Genomic DNA, 12893 nt, shown 5'->3' on the forward strand with positions numbered 1-12893 from the left:
GTGATTATGTGGTGATCCCTGCTGAAGTTTCTGCCGAGCTTCGAGGGCTATTGAAGAAGCTTCAGCGTGGATAAAAGTACTTACTAAGGCTTTGGCACGAAACAGGTGAGGCGAGCGAATCCGCAGGTTCAGTCGTTCAGCGGCAATAGGATTGACGGGCGCAAGTCCTCGATCAAGAGCGCTGGATCAATATATTCTCCGTCCAGTCGTACACCCCAATGAATGCATCGGCCCGTGCAATGGGCCCCTGCTGACACGATCCCGAGTTTGGCGCCGGACTCAACCCAGCTTCCCGCAGGCAGCTCACTGGTTACCGGTTCCAAGCTCGTCTTAAACCCGTAGCCGTGGTCAATCACCACCACCGGACGGTCCACGACCACCCCAGTGAAGGTGATGCGTCCACGATTCGGGGCAATTACTTGGGCGCCTTCTGCTGCTGAAAGGTCCACGCCACGATGACCCGCCGACCATTTTTCGGCCGGCTTATCAAAGGCATTCAGGACCTTCGGCTCACCGGCCAACGGCCAACGCCACACAGCGGCAGCGGCCGGCTGTGCGAGGGAATCCACCGGTTGTGCATGGGCTCCCGGAGGAACCAATGACAGCATTAGCAGTGCTTGGGCCAGCAGCAGGAGGTGTTTCGATTTCATCTATCCAGCGTGCGCGGCAGAGACCGGATGGACCTCGGATTGATTGCCGGCTGTGGGTAAGTTCCGGGATGAGTTTATAGGCGCTAGATCACCAAGGATCGCTGTTAGCCGGACGGAGCCGGTGTAGTACACTTGGAACTGCAGTTTCTTGTCATAGGTGTGTCCAAAATTGGTGCACCAGTCAAGAGATTGACTTCGCGTGCGGGGTTCCACGACCTTTACAGGAAGTGGGCGCAAGTTCCAGTGGTCCGAGAGAATCGGTGGACTTGCGCGGACTGTCAAGCAGTCCGGGCCGCGCACTAGGGCAGATAACCAAAACGGGGATCTGCGTACAACCCAAACAACTAAGAGCAGTTACCGCGGACGCGCACGCGTCCGGTCCGCCACTGCTGAGAGGAGTTGCGACATGCCAGTCGTAACCATGCGAGAGCTGCTTAACAGCGGCGTCCACTTCGGCCACCAGACCCGTCGCTGGAACCCAAAGATGAAGCGCTTCATTCTGACCGAGCGCAACGGCATCTACATCATTGACCTGCAGCAGTCGCTGTCGTTCATTGACCGTGCCTACGAGTTCGTCAAGCAGACCGTTGCCCACGGTGGCACCGTCCTGTTCGTCGGTACCAAGAAGCAGGCTCAGGAATCCATCGCCGAGCAGGCTAACCGCGTTGGCCAGCCATACGTGAACCAGCGCTGGCTCGGCGGTATGCTGACCAACTTCCAGACCGTCTCCAAGCGCGTACAGCGCATGAAGGAACTGGAAGAGATCGACTTCGAGGACGTTGCCGGTTCGGGCCACACCAAGAAAGAACTTCTGCTGCTCAAGCGCGAGCTGACCAAGCTGCAGAACAACCTCGGTGGTATCCGCAACCTGACCCGTACCCCTTCCGCTATCTGGATCGTTGACACCAAGAAGGAACACTTGGCTATCGACGAAGCTCAGAAGCTGGGCATCCCAGTTGTGGCCATCTTGGACACCAACTGCGATCCGGACGAAGTTACGTTCCCAATCCCAGGTAACGACGACGCTATCCGCTCCGTCAACCTGCTCACCCGCGTTGTCGCAGACGCTGTTGCTGAAGGCCTCATCGCCAAGAACAACAAGGCTGCCGGCAAGACCGAGGGCGCTGCAGAGCCAATGGCCGAGTGGGAGCGCGAGCTGCTCGAAGGCGAGAAGGCAAAGGCTGAGGCTCCTGCCGAAGCTGCAACCGAAGCACCAGCTGAGGCAGCACCTGAAGCAGCAACCGAGGCACCAGCTGAAGCTGCTGCTGAAGAGGCTCCAGAAGCCAAGTAGTCATCTGACTATCTCTTAGAGTTTGCTTTCACGCGCTACGGTGCGTTGAAGGACACTCAATAAAGTCTCGTGGGACGGGTTGGTTATCCGACCCGTCCCACGAGCGACATAAACTTGAAACCTCCTAGTGAACGGGGATGCACGTGGCAAACTACACCGCTGCTGATATCAAGGCTCTGCGCGAACGCACTGGCGCTGGCATGATGGACGTGAAGAAGGCTCTCGACGAGGCTAACGGCGACGCCGAGAAGGCCATCGAGATCATCCGCGTCAAGGGTCTGAAGGGCGCTACCAAGCGCGAAGGCCGCTCGACCGCAGAAGGCCTCGTAGCCGCCAAGGTCGATGGCACCGTTGGTGTCATGATCGAGATCAACTGCGAGACCGACTTCGTCGCCAAGAACGAGAAGTTCATCGAGCTGGCAAACAAGGTTCTGGATGCCGCTGTGGCCTCCGGTGCCGCAGACGCCGAAGCACTGCAGGCTTACGAGCTGGACGGCAAGGCGATCTCCGAGATCGTCATCGAAGAGGGCGCAATCCTCGGCGAGAAGATCGTTGTCCGCCGTGTTGCCCGCGTTGAGGGTGCAAGCGTTGCAGCGTACCTGCACAAGACCAGCAAGGACCTGCCTGCACAGGTTGGCGTCCTGATGGCCGTTGATGCGGATTCCGAAGCTGCCGCAACCGTCGCTCACGACGTTGCAGTGCACACCGCCGCATTGGCTCCTACCTACCTGTCCCGCGATGAAGTTCCTGCGGACAAGGTTGCAGACGAGCGTCGCATCGCCGACGAAACCGCACGCGCCGAGGGCAAGCCAGAGGCCGCCCTCACCAAGATCGTTGAAGGCCGCTTGACCGGTTTCTTCAAGGAAATCGTGCTGGTTGACCAGGCTTTCGCCAAGGACGCAAAGAAGTCCGTAGCCAAGGTCTTCGAAGAGGCTGGCACCAAGCCAGTTGCCTTCGCCCGTTTCCGTGTTGGTGCCTAAGGGTTCAGCCAAACAGTAAGCGAATGCCGCCTCTAGCGAGCGGCTAAACAAGTCAAGGGAGGTGAGCCACCGAGCAACTCGGTGACTCGCCTCCCTTTTCTTGAGCCCGGATGACAAGATAGTTTGAGATCCGGATACAGATTTCTCAACCCCAGGAGACAGACCCCATGCCTACCAGCCCAGAAACCAAACGCCGCCGCGTCTTATTGAAGCTTTCCGGAGAGGTCTTCGGCGGAGGCAACGTTGGCGTCGACCCAATCACCGTGCGTGGTGTCGCCGAGCAGATCGCTGCGACCGTCGGCGAGGTCGAGGTGGCAATCGTCGTCGGCGGCGGCAACTTCTTCCGTGGCGCCGAGCTATCGGCCGCGGGCATGGACCGCTCCCGCGCGGACTACATGGGCATGCTCGGCACCGTGATGAACTGCTTGGCGCTGCAGGATTTCCTGGAACAGTGCGGCGTGGAAACCCGTGTGCAGTCGGCCATCGCCATGGCGCAGGTTGCGGAGAACTACATCCCGCGCCGTGCCATCCGCCACATGGAAAAAGATCGCGTGGTCATCTTCGGCGCCGGCGCCGGCCTGCCTTACTTCTCCACCGACACGGTGGCCGCCCAGCGTGCCCTGGAGGTGGACGCGGACGAAGTCTTGATGGCCAAGAGCGGCGTTGACGGCGTATACACCGCGGACCCGAAAAAGGACCCAAGCGCGAAGAAGCTCGAGACCCTGACCTACTCGGAGGCGCTGCAGCGCGATATCCGGGTTATGGACCAGACCGCGATGACCATGTGCCAGGACAACAACGTCAACATGCTGGTCTTCGGCATGGAAGGCGAAGGAAATGTGGCAAGCGCCATTCGCGGCGAGCGGATCGGCACCACCGTCACCCCATAAGGGTGTTCGTGGCATAGGATTGAATTAGATCTATTTGTTCGGCTGCTTCACCTGCGTGCTATCGCGGTTGAGGCAGCAGAGCGCAGGCAAAGTACTGAGGAGTACCGGTGATTGACGAAACGTTGGCGGATGCCGCCGAAAAGATGGACCGCACCATTGAAGCCGCCAAGGAGGACTTCGCGACGATCCGTACCGGTCGCGCCCACCCTGGCATGTATTCCAAGGTCATGGTGGACTACTACGGTTCCCCAACCCCACTGATGCAGCTGGCCTCCTTCGCTGTCCCAGAAGCACGCACCATCACCATCAGCCCCTTCGATGTTTCGGCCATGCGCGCCATCGAAAAGGCCTTGGGCGACCCAGAGGTCGGTGCCAACCCATCGAGCGACGGCAAGATGATCCGCGTGGTGCTTCCGGTGCTGACCGAGGAACGCCGCAAGGAATACGTCAAGCTTGCCCGCACCAAGGGCGAGGACGCGAAGGTTGCCCTGCGTAACCACCGTCGCAAGGCCAAGGACAGCATCGACAAGTTCGTCAAGGATGGCGAAATTGGCGAGGACGAAGGCAGCCGTGCCGAAAAAGAACTCGACTCGCTGACCAAGGCGCACGTTGATTCGGTCGATGAGATCCTGAAGAAAAAAGAAACTGAGCTGCTGGACGTCTAATGCCAGGCTCGACAGACAACACTGAGGGCAACGCTTCGGCGGTGCCCTCAGTGGCATCCGGCGAAGACCAGCCCATGACTCGGCGTGAGGCCCGCGCTAAACGCGAAGCCGCCGAACGCGGTAACTCACGCGCCTCGAAACTCAAGCGAGCGCTCTCCGGGGCGCAAGCCGAGCCTGCGAAGCCAGCCGGGGCTAAGGCCGCCGACAAGGCGAAACCGGCTACGGCCCAGCCGGCAGCCGAGACCGCTTCGCCGTCCCCAAAAACTTCTGCACCGACCGCGCAGTCGGCCGCCGCTCAGACCGCGCCCCAACGTGCACCCGATGCCGCAAAGCCCGGAGCGGCTAAACGGGACGCCGAAGCTCCCGAAACGCCCGAACCTGTTTCGGTGGCTCGCCCGGATTGTGTCAAAGCCCCCGAGGCTACCCCCGGTACCTCCCCGCAATCGGCTCAGGCCGAAGGCTCGTCGAAATCAGCCGAAGCTGCCGGCGCTGACCAAGCTCCGCAAGCTCCCAAACCGGTAGGCGATGCGGCCAAGGCGAAAGCTAAAGCGCAGGCAAAGGCGCAACTAGTTGCCCCTGCGCCGGCGTTGAAGACCTCGGACGGGCAGCCAGCGGCGGGAAAGCCAGCGGAAGCAACGCAGCCAAAACCTCCGCAAGCGAACAGCGAGGACCTGGCCGAAACCGGCAAAGCCGAACCCGAAGAAGCGGAGATCCCCGCCGAATTGCTGATCGGGGGACCACCGAAGAAATCCCGGGCGGGGCGAAACCTTCCGGCGGCCATCGGCGTGGGCCTTTTGATGCTCGGCTTGGCGATGCTGGGACTGTTCTGGATGCCAACCCTGCTGGTGGTTCTGATCGTGGTGCTCGCCGGCGTAGGTTCCTGGGAGGTGGCCCGCGCGACAACCCATGCGAAAACCGAGGTGCAGCAATTCCCGCTGTATTTGGCGGCCATATTGCTTCCGGTCAGCGCTACCCTCGGTGGCCTCGACGCGTTGGGTTTCGCCTATCTGGGTAGCTTGATCTTGGCATTGCTCTTCCGAATCCTCGAGGGGCTCAAAGGTGCGGCAGCCTCGGTGATGAGCAGCGTGTTCATCATCAGCTGGGTTCCCTTGCTGCTCAGCTTCGCTCTCTTGGTGATGCGTGGCGAGAACGGCAACCTGCTGATTACGACGATTCTGCTGTTGGTGGTCAGCAACGACACCTTTGGCTACGCCGTGGGCGTGCTATTTGGAAAGCATCCGATGGCCCCGAAGATTTCGCCCAAGAAATCATGGGAAGGCTTTGCCGGGTCCATGGTCGGGTCCATGGCCATCGGCGCGCTGGCAGCCAACTACTGGCTGGACATGCCTTGGTGGTCCGGAGTGATTCTCGCCTGTTTCACCACGGTCGCAGCGACCACCGGTGACTTCGCTGAATCCATGGTCAAGCGTGAATTGGGCATCAAGGACATGAGCAACCTGCTTCCGGGGCACGGCGGCATTATGGATAGACTTGATTCGCTGTTGTTCGCCATCCCGTTGGCCTATCTCATCTCGCACCTCTTGGCCTGGAGCGTCGCGGTTTTCTAAACGCGTGAGGCGCAGAACCGGTGACGGATCTGCGCCGGACGGTGTGCCCATGGCAGCAAAAGATTTCACAACACATAAGATTGAAGGGTGCCGCATCATGGCGGTACGCCTAATGACTTTTCGTCTAGAACTAAGGAATAGTCGTGTCGCAGCAACAAGATGCTCCGTTCTCCCGGGTCCCGGACAAGGAATTCGGCTACAACGTAAAGCAGGTTGATGCTTTTCTCAGCCGGGCGCGTGCCACCTTTAACGGCGGCGGAAACGATGATGCCGTGGTGACCAGCCACCTGATCCGCCGCACTACCTTCGCACCGCAAAAGGGCGGCTACCAGGCCCGCGAAGTGGACGGTGCATTGGATAGGCTGGAAGACGTATTCGCCAAGCGCGAGCGTGATGACCTCATTGCCCATCAGGGCGAAGAGGTCTGGTTGCAGCAGGTCGGACGCCTGGCAGCGATCCTCCGCGGGCGTTTGCACCGTGCCAAGGGTGAGCGTTTCCGCCGACCTTCACGCTCCAACGCCTCAAGCTACAACATAGAAGACGTCGACCGGCTCTGCGATCAACTGATCGACTACTTCGAACGCGATGTGCCGATGGCCGTCGACTCGGTACGCCGCGTGGAGTTCCGCTCAGCGGTAGGCACCGAAGGCTATGAAGAGTCCCAGGTGGACGCCTTCCTCGACCGCGTGGTCGAGCTGATGGCTTCGATCGACTAGGAATTTTGAGACGCGCCAACCGCGGCTCTGGCAGACCAGCAGGCCTGTCAGAGCCGCGGTTAGTGCTTTAAAGCGTCCTGGGCTGCATCTCTTCGATTCGTGGTCGAATCAGCGGAGCCGGTCAGCGCCCGTGTCACCAGCTGGCTTGTAGCTGCGCTCGGGCACATGCAGCAGCTCCATCACGCGGTCTGCATTGGCTGGGACCCTGCGCCTGGTGGACTTGGAGACCAGGATCATCACCACGAAGGCCAGCGGAACGCTCCACGCCGCCGGCTGGCGAAGCATCAGCACCCACAGCGAATCGCTGCTTTCTGGCAGCATATTCGATCCGAGCAACGCCAAGCCGCAGCAGGCCGCGCCGACGGACATGCCAGCAATGGCCCCGCGGGCGGTGAGCGAACGCCACCAGATGCCCAGCAGGAGCAGGGGGCAAATGGTCGAGGCGGTAAATGCGAAGACATTGCCGATGGCGCCAGCCAACGCCAAGGAATTCGTGAGCAAGGCGATCAGCACCGGCAGCGCGGTGGCGAGCACCGTAGAGATCCGGAATCCGCGCACGGTGCCCTGGAAGAACTCTTGCGACAGCGCTCCGGCCAAGGAGACGGCCAGCCCGGAGGTGGTGGACAGGAAAGCCGCGAAGGCTCCTCCCACCACGATCGCGGTGAGCAGATCGGCGAGGAACCCATCGAAGATGCGTTGCGGCAGCAGCAGGATCGTCGCGTCGGCGTTATTGGCACCCAGATCCTGGGTATAGAGAATCCCCAGCACCCCCAGGGTGGTGGGGAGCAGGTAGAACACCGAGAGCAGGCAGAGCACAATGGCCGTCGTGGTGCGTGCGGCTTGCCCCGAGGGGTTCGTGTAAAAACGCACCAGCACGTGGGGCAGGCCCAAGGTGCCAAAGAGCAAGGCCAGGATGATCGAAATCGTCTCATAGAGGCTCATCCCGCCGATGGACTGCAACTGCCCGGCGACCGCTGCCGCCCGCTCGGGCACCGAGTATTCCGGCATGACCTGGAAGAGCACGAATAAGGTCGGGATCACCAGGGCCGCAAGCTTGAACCAGTATTGGAAGGCCTGCACGAAGGTGACCGAACGCATCCCGCCGGAGACCACTGTCAGGCACACCACCGCGGCGACGATGACCGGTCCGACCCAGCCGGGCAGCCCGGTGGCGATGGATAGGGTCAGCGACGCGCCATGCATCTGCGGGACGATATACAGCCAGCAGATGATCACCACCAGATAGGTGGTGATCTTGCGCAGGAGCACGGAGTCTTCGAAGCGGATCTGGGCGAAGTCCGGGATGGTGTAGGCCTGGGAACGGCGCAGCGGAGCGGCCACAAAGAGCAGCAGCATCAGGTACCCGGCGGTGTAGCCGATGGGGAACCAGAGCCCGGACTGGCCGCTGAGCACAATCAACCCGGCCACACCGAGGAAGGAGGCCGCCGAAAGGTATTCTCCGCCGATGGCCGAGGCATTCCACCAGGGCTTTACGGTGCGCGAGGCCACGTAGAAATCGCTGGTCGTGCGGGAGAGCCGCAGCCCGTAGAAAGCGATGAGCATGGTGGCCACGCAGACCATCAGCAGCGCCAGGATGGAAAGCACGCCGGTCATCGAGAGATGCTCCGGTAGCGTCGCTCGTTGCGCGCCGCGGCCCGATTGAACAACAGCCCGGCAACGATGATCATCGGGTAGATTCCCACGCCCAAGATCCACCAGGGCAGGGGAATGTGGAAGAGCGTCACCTGGGCGACCACCGGCCAGAACGCCAAGATCGCCGAGATGCCCACCAGCATGATGAGCAGCCCCGCGGCGACCGCCACCGCCAAGCGAAGCTGGGAACGGATCAGCTGGCGCACGTAGAAGGTTTCGGCGCTCTGCTCGGGGCGGGCGGCGGCGATATTCAGGCTTGCGTTCTGCGGTGCCTGCACGCGCACGCGTTGCGGGCGCTGTTCGGCAAATCGGTCTTGCTCCGGGCTCACGATGGGCGGATCCGGTTCGCGGCCAATCGTTCACGCAGGTCGGGCAGGGCGCGCCGGGAGATCGGCAGCTCGGCGCCGTGGACCACTACCGCCGCCTTGCCTGTTTGCAGCCGCACCGTCTCGATCTTGTCCATGCAGACCAGATAGGAGCGGTGGATCCGCACATAGCCGGATCCGGCCCACTGCTGTTCGAGGTCATTGAGCGGCACGCGAATCAGGTAGCTGGCATCGCGGGTGTGCAGCCGAGCGTAGTCGCCTTGGGCTTGGACATAGCCGATATCTTCGCGGGCAATGAGCTTGGTGATGCCGCCTTGATCAACGGTGATCATTTCGGGTTTGGCCGGTTCGTCATCGACCAGTTCGCAGATGCGGCGCACCGATTCGGCCAGGCGCTGCGGGCGGATGGGTTTGAGCACGTAGTCGATTGCCGCCAGCTCGAAAGCCTGGAGTGCCTGGTCCTCGTCGGCGGTGACAAACACGATCAGCGGCGGGTGGGTGAAGCGGGAGATGACTCGGGCGATATCCAATCCGGACAGCGCCGGCATGTGGATGTCCAGGAACAGGGCATCGACGTCGTTTTCTTCCAGTGCCTTCAGCGCCGCGGCGCCGGAGGTGGCACGGTGGATTTTTCCGATACGCGAATCCTGTCCGAGCAGGAAGGAGATTTCTTCAACCGCTGGAAGTTCATCATCGGCAACGACCACATTAATCATGGCTAAAACTCTACCGTCAGTTAGGCCAATACGTCTGTCTCTAGCCCTTGTGGGGGACGGAACTTGGGGATTCTCAGGGTAATCAGCGTCCCGGCACCCGGAGCGGTGTCGATGAGCAGCCCATTGGCGTTGCCGTAGAGCTGGCGCAGCCGCACATCGACGTTGCGCAATCCGACGTGCATATTCACGGTGGTTCCGGCCAATACCGAGGCCAGCTGTTCCGGGTCCATGCCGGCCCCGTCGTCTTCCACGGCGATCACCGCGTGCAAACCGTCCTCGGTGGCGGTAATCGAAATCCTTCCGCCGTCCGGGCGGGCTTCCAGCCCGTGGTGCACGGCGTTCTCCACCAGTGGCTGGAGGCACAGAAACGGGATCTGGGTGGGCAATACTTCGGGGGCGATCTGCAGCGACACCTTAATGCGATCCCCGAAGCGGGCCTTTTCCAGGAGGAGATAGCGGTCAATGGCTTCGAGCTCTTCGGCCAAGGTGGTGAACTCACCACGACGGCGGAAGGAGTACCGGGTGAAGTCCGCGAACTCGATGACCAGTTCGCGGGCACGCGCCGGATCGGTGTTGATGAAGGAGGCGATCGCGTTCAGCGAGTTGTAGATGAAATGCGGGGAGATCTGCGCGCGCAGCGCACGCATCTGCGCCTCGAGCAGCTGCGCCTTGGACTCGTCGAGTTCGGCGGTGGTGACCTGTGCGGAGACGAAGACCGCGACCTCGCTGACGGCTCGCACGAAGCTCGCCCCGGCGCGTTCGGCCAGGGCGGTGACGGTGCCCACCGCCTGCCCGCCCACCATGATCGGGGCCGCCACCAGATCCAGCCCGGAGGTGCGGTGGACCTGTGTTTTCTGGCTGCCGATCACCGAGGAGCTGACGGACTGGGCGTGTGCTTCGAGATCGGCGGTGAACTCGATGGCCGCGTCGGTGGCGAGGATCGCCCTGGTGTCGCTGATCAGGAAGGCGGAGCAGCCCAGCAGCTTGCGCAGCGCCTTGGCGCTTTTGGCCGCACCCTCTTCGGTGAGCCCGCGTCCGAGGTGGGGGACCGCAATGGACATATGGTGCAGGGCCTGGAAGGTGGCTTCCTCCGCGTAGGTCCCCAGTTCGTTGGTGGAACGGGAGATCTTGAATCCCAGGTAGCCAACGATGGCGATGCCCACGACCACGATGGTGACGATGAGGGTGATCTGCAGCGCTGGTGACATATTTCAATCCTAAAGCCCGCCGCCGTCGTTGACCGTTCGTCGTCACGCAGCGTGCCGTTGAGCGCAGGAATTTATCCGCTAATCCATTGGCGTGGCCGAACCCCTAGTGGGGGACGGGCAAATGACCAATAGTGAACTTAGTCACAATGCACATGTGTGCGTCATCACTACCCTGTTTAACTCGTTCAAGGAGGGCACCAATGAGTGCTGAATCGCAACCCGATGTCACCGATGACATTGATTTTGTGGCGGAAAGGGATTCGGAAGAATTCCAGGAACTGCGCAAGACCCACCGCAGCTTCGTTTTCCCCATGGCAATCTTTTTCCTCGTTTGGTACTTCGCCTACGTCTTGTTGGCGGACTACTTCCATGACTTTATGTCCATCAAGGTTTTCGGCAACATCAATATGGGTATCCTGCTTGGCCTGTTGCAGTTTGTCTCGACCTTCGTCATCACCGCACTGTACGTGCAGTTCTCCAACAATAAACTTGATCCCAAGGCTTCGAAGATTCGTGAGCGTCTGGAAAAAGAGGGCGTGAACTAATGAATTCTTCGCTGATCCTGGCCCAGGGGGCCGAATCGACTCAGGTCGGCAACCCGCTGGTGAATATCGCAATCTTCGCCGCATTTGTGGGCATCACCTTGGTGATCGTGCTCAAGGCAAGCAAGAACAATAAAACCGCCGCGGACTACTACGCCGGTGGCCGTTCCTTCACCGGAACGCAAAACGGTACGGCCATTGCCGGCGACTACCTTTCCGCAGCGTCGTTCCTGGGCATTGTCGGTGCCATCGCGATCAACGGCTACGACGGATTCCTGTATTCCATCGGTTTCCTCGTCGCCTGGTTGGTGGCCCTGCTGCTGGTGGCCGAACTGCTGCGCAACACCGGCAAGTTCACCATGGCAGATGTGCTCTCCTTCCGCTTGAAGCAGCGCCCGGTGCGTATCGCCGCGGCGGTCTCCACCCTCGCGGTGTGCGTCTTCTACTTGCTGGCGCAGATGGCCGGAGCCGGTGCGCTGGTCTCCCTGCTGCTGGGCATTGATGGCAAGTTGGGGCAATCGCTGGTCATCATCGTCGTCGGCGCGCTGATGATCATGTACGTACTGATCGGCGGCATGAAGGGCACCACCTGGGTGCAGATCATCAAGGCTTGCCTGCTGATCGCCGGCGCACTGATCATGACCGTGTGGACGCTGGCGTTGTTCGGGTTCAACTTCTCCGAGCTGCTGGGCAAGGCCGCCGAGGTCGCCGGCAATCCGGAGCTGCTCAACCCGGGCCTGAAGTACGGCATGAGCGGAACCTCGAAGCTTGACTTCATCTCGCTGGCCTTGGCCCTGGTCCTTGGCACCGCGGGCCTGCCGCACGTGCTGATGCGTTTCTACACCGTGCCAACTGCCAAGGAAGCGCGCAGGTCGGTTGTCTGGGCGATCTGGCTGATCGGCGCCTTCTACTTGTTCACCCTGGTTCTTGGCTTCGGCGCGGGCGCACTGATCGGTCCGGATCGAATCAAGGCCGCTCCGGGTGGCGTGAACTCTGCCGCTCCGCTGCTCGCCTACGAATTAGGTGGCACGCTGCTGCTGGGTCTGATCTCGGCGGTCGCCTTCGCAACCATCCTCGCGGTGGTCGCCGGCCTGACGATTACCGCCGCCGCCTCCTTCGCCCACGACGTCTATGCCTCGGTGATCGCCAAGGACAAGACGACTCCGGAAAAGGAGATGAAGGTTGCCCGCCGCACGGTAGTGATCATCGGTATCTTCGCCATCGCCGGCGGTATCGGCGCCCAGGGGCAGAACGTTGCCTTCCTGGTGGCGCTGGCCTTCGCGGTCGCCGCTTCGGCTAACCTGCCAACCATCCTGTACTCGCTGTTCTGGAAGGGTTTCAAGACCCGCGGTGCGGTATGGTCCATGTACGGTGGCCTGTCCTCGGCACTGCTGCTGATCATCTTCTCCCCGGTCTTCTCCGGTTCGGAGACCTCGATGATCCCAAGCATCGATATGGCCATCTTCCCACTGGCCAACCCCGGCATTGTCTCGATCCCGTTGGCCTTCCTCTTGGGCTGGCTGGGTTCGATCACCGATCCAGGCGTTGAAGATATTACCAAGCAGGCAGAGATGGAAGTTCGCTCGCTGACCGGTGTCGGTGCCGAAAAGGCGGTCGATCACTAGTTCGGTGCTCAGTTGCGGATAACGATTCAGAGCGGGGGGGGGGGGGGGGGGGGGCCCCCCCCC

13 protein-coding genes are annotated in these 12893 nt (G+C 61.2%); 8 read left to right on the forward strand and 5 right to left on the reverse strand.

Features of this window, described 5'->3' with window-relative positions:
• Nucleotides 1–128 precede the first annotated feature (128 nt).
• Nucleotides 129–650 carry a M23 family metallopeptidase gene (locus tag ACT3UA_RS18175; protein WP_096287364.1) on the reverse strand — a complete coding sequence of 174 codons (522 nt, stop codon included), beginning with the start codon at nucleotides 648–650 and terminating at the stop codon, nucleotides 129–131.
• A 406-nt stretch (nucleotides 651–1056) separates the two neighbouring features.
• Here ACT3UA_RS18175 and rpsB point away from each other — a divergent pair, with 406 nt between their 5' ends.
• The 6 genes from rpsB (at nucleotide 1057) to ACT3UA_RS18205 (ending at nucleotide 6760) form a co-directional block, all read left to right on the forward strand.
• Complete coding sequence (gene rpsB, locus ACT3UA_RS18180; protein ID WP_444617763.1) at nucleotides 1057–1941, forward strand: 30S ribosomal protein S2; 885 nt, start codon at nucleotides 1057–1059, stop codon at nucleotides 1939–1941.
• Nucleotides 1942–2084: 143 nt separating this feature from the next.
• Nucleotides 2085–2921: a translation elongation factor Ts gene (gene tsf, locus ACT3UA_RS18185; protein ID WP_096287773.1), complete on the forward strand. Its 837-nt coding sequence runs from the start codon at nucleotides 2085–2087 to the stop codon at nucleotides 2919–2921.
• A 167-nt stretch (nucleotides 2922–3088) separates the two neighbouring features.
• Nucleotides 3089–3811, forward strand: a complete 723-nt coding sequence (gene pyrH, locus ACT3UA_RS18190; protein WP_096287360.1) for a UMP kinase — start codon at nucleotides 3089–3091, stop codon at nucleotides 3809–3811.
• 107 nt (nucleotides 3812–3918) lie between these two features.
• Nucleotides 3919–4476, forward strand: coding sequence for a ribosome recycling factor (frr, locus tag ACT3UA_RS18195; protein WP_096287358.1), 558 nt, complete (start codon nucleotides 3919–3921; stop codon nucleotides 4474–4476).
• Nucleotides 4476–6044, forward strand: coding sequence for a phosphatidate cytidylyltransferase (locus ACT3UA_RS18200; protein WP_444617766.1), 1569 nt, complete (start codon nucleotides 4476–4478; stop codon nucleotides 6042–6044). The genes frr and ACT3UA_RS18200 overlap by 1 nt, the downstream gene beginning before the upstream one ends.
• A 143-nt stretch (nucleotides 6045–6187) precedes the next feature.
• The gene (locus ACT3UA_RS18205) at nucleotides 6188–6760 is read left to right on the forward strand and encodes a DivIVA domain-containing protein (RefSeq protein ID WP_374954794.1); all 573 of its coding nucleotides are present in this window, start codon (nucleotides 6188–6190) and stop codon (nucleotides 6758–6760) included.
• Between the two features lie 108 nt (nucleotides 6761–6868).
• Here ACT3UA_RS18205 and ACT3UA_RS18210 read toward each other — a convergent pair whose 3' ends face one another.
• From ACT3UA_RS18210 to ACT3UA_RS18225, 4 genes are read right to left on the reverse strand one after another with little or no spacing between them, the layout of a single operon-like run.
• Nucleotides 6869–8374 (reverse strand): sodium/solute symporter, encoded by a 1506-nt coding sequence (locus ACT3UA_RS18210; RefSeq protein WP_096287354.1) that lies wholly within the window; start codon nucleotides 8372–8374, stop codon nucleotides 6869–6871.
• The gene (locus ACT3UA_RS18215; RefSeq protein ID WP_255248474.1) at nucleotides 8371–8742 is read right to left on the reverse strand and encodes a hypothetical protein; all 372 of its coding nucleotides are present in this window, start codon (nucleotides 8740–8742) and stop codon (nucleotides 8371–8373) included. The genes ACT3UA_RS18210 and ACT3UA_RS18215 overlap by 4 nt, the downstream gene beginning before the upstream one ends.
• Complete coding sequence (locus tag ACT3UA_RS18220) at nucleotides 8739–9455, reverse strand: LytR/AlgR family response regulator transcription factor (protein WP_096287350.1); 717 nt, start codon at nucleotides 9453–9455, stop codon at nucleotides 8739–8741. The genes ACT3UA_RS18215 and ACT3UA_RS18220 overlap by 4 nt, the downstream gene beginning before the upstream one ends.
• Before the next feature lie 20 nt (nucleotides 9456–9475).
• Entirely contained in the window at nucleotides 9476–10663 is a 1188-nt protein-coding gene (locus tag ACT3UA_RS18225) for a sensor histidine kinase (RefSeq protein ID WP_105553721.1), read from the reverse strand.
• 200 nt (nucleotides 10664–10863) lie between these two features.
• Between ACT3UA_RS18225 and ACT3UA_RS18230 the strand changes: the two genes are divergently transcribed.
• The gene (locus tag ACT3UA_RS18230; RefSeq protein WP_096287346.1) at nucleotides 10864–11208 is read left to right on the forward strand and encodes a DUF485 domain-containing protein; all 345 of its coding nucleotides are present in this window, start codon (nucleotides 10864–10866) and stop codon (nucleotides 11206–11208) included.
• Entirely contained in the window at nucleotides 11208–12830 is a 1623-nt protein-coding gene (locus ACT3UA_RS18235; RefSeq protein ID WP_096287344.1) for a solute symporter family protein, read from the forward strand. The genes ACT3UA_RS18230 and ACT3UA_RS18235 overlap by 1 nt, the downstream gene beginning before the upstream one ends.
• The last annotated feature ends 63 nt before the right edge of the window (nucleotides 12831–12893 follow it).

Origin of the sequence: Glutamicibacter sp. 363 (genome assembly GCF_052379505.1) — a bacterium.
Classification (GTDB): domain Bacteria; phylum Actinomycetota; class Actinomycetes; order Actinomycetales; family Micrococcaceae; genus Glutamicibacter.

Coding starts and splice junctions, on each gene's coding strand:
- ACT3UA_RS18175 (WP_096287364.1), bottom strand. CDS start 650: ATGAAATCGAAACACCTCCTGCTGCTGGCCCAAGCACTGCTAATGCTG.
- rpsB (WP_444617763.1), top strand. CDS start 1,057: ATGCCAGTCGTAACCATGCGAGAGCTGCTTAACAGCGGCGTCCACTTC.
- pyrH (WP_096287360.1), top strand. CDS start 3,089: ATGCCTACCAGCCCAGAAACCAAACGCCGCCGCGTCTTATTGAAGCTT.
- ACT3UA_RS18200 (WP_444617766.1), top strand. CDS start 4,476: ATGCCAGGCTCGACAGACAACACTGAGGGCAACGCTTCGGCGGTGCCC.
- ACT3UA_RS18210 (WP_096287354.1), bottom strand. CDS start 8,374: ATGACCGGCGTGCTTTCCATCCTGGCGCTGCTGATGGTCTGCGTGGCC.
- ACT3UA_RS18220 (WP_096287350.1), bottom strand. CDS start 9,455: ATGATTAATGTGGTCGTTGCCGATGATGAACTTCCAGCGGTTGAAGAA.
- ACT3UA_RS18225 (WP_105553721.1), bottom strand. CDS start 10,663: ATGTCACCAGCGCTGCAGATCACCCTCATCGTCACCATCGTGGTCGTG.
- ACT3UA_RS18230 (WP_096287346.1), top strand. CDS start 10,864: ATGAGTGCTGAATCGCAACCCGATGTCACCGATGACATTGATTTTGTG.
- ACT3UA_RS18235 (WP_096287344.1), top strand. CDS start 11,208: ATGAATTCTTCGCTGATCCTGGCCCAGGGGGCCGAATCGACTCAGGTC.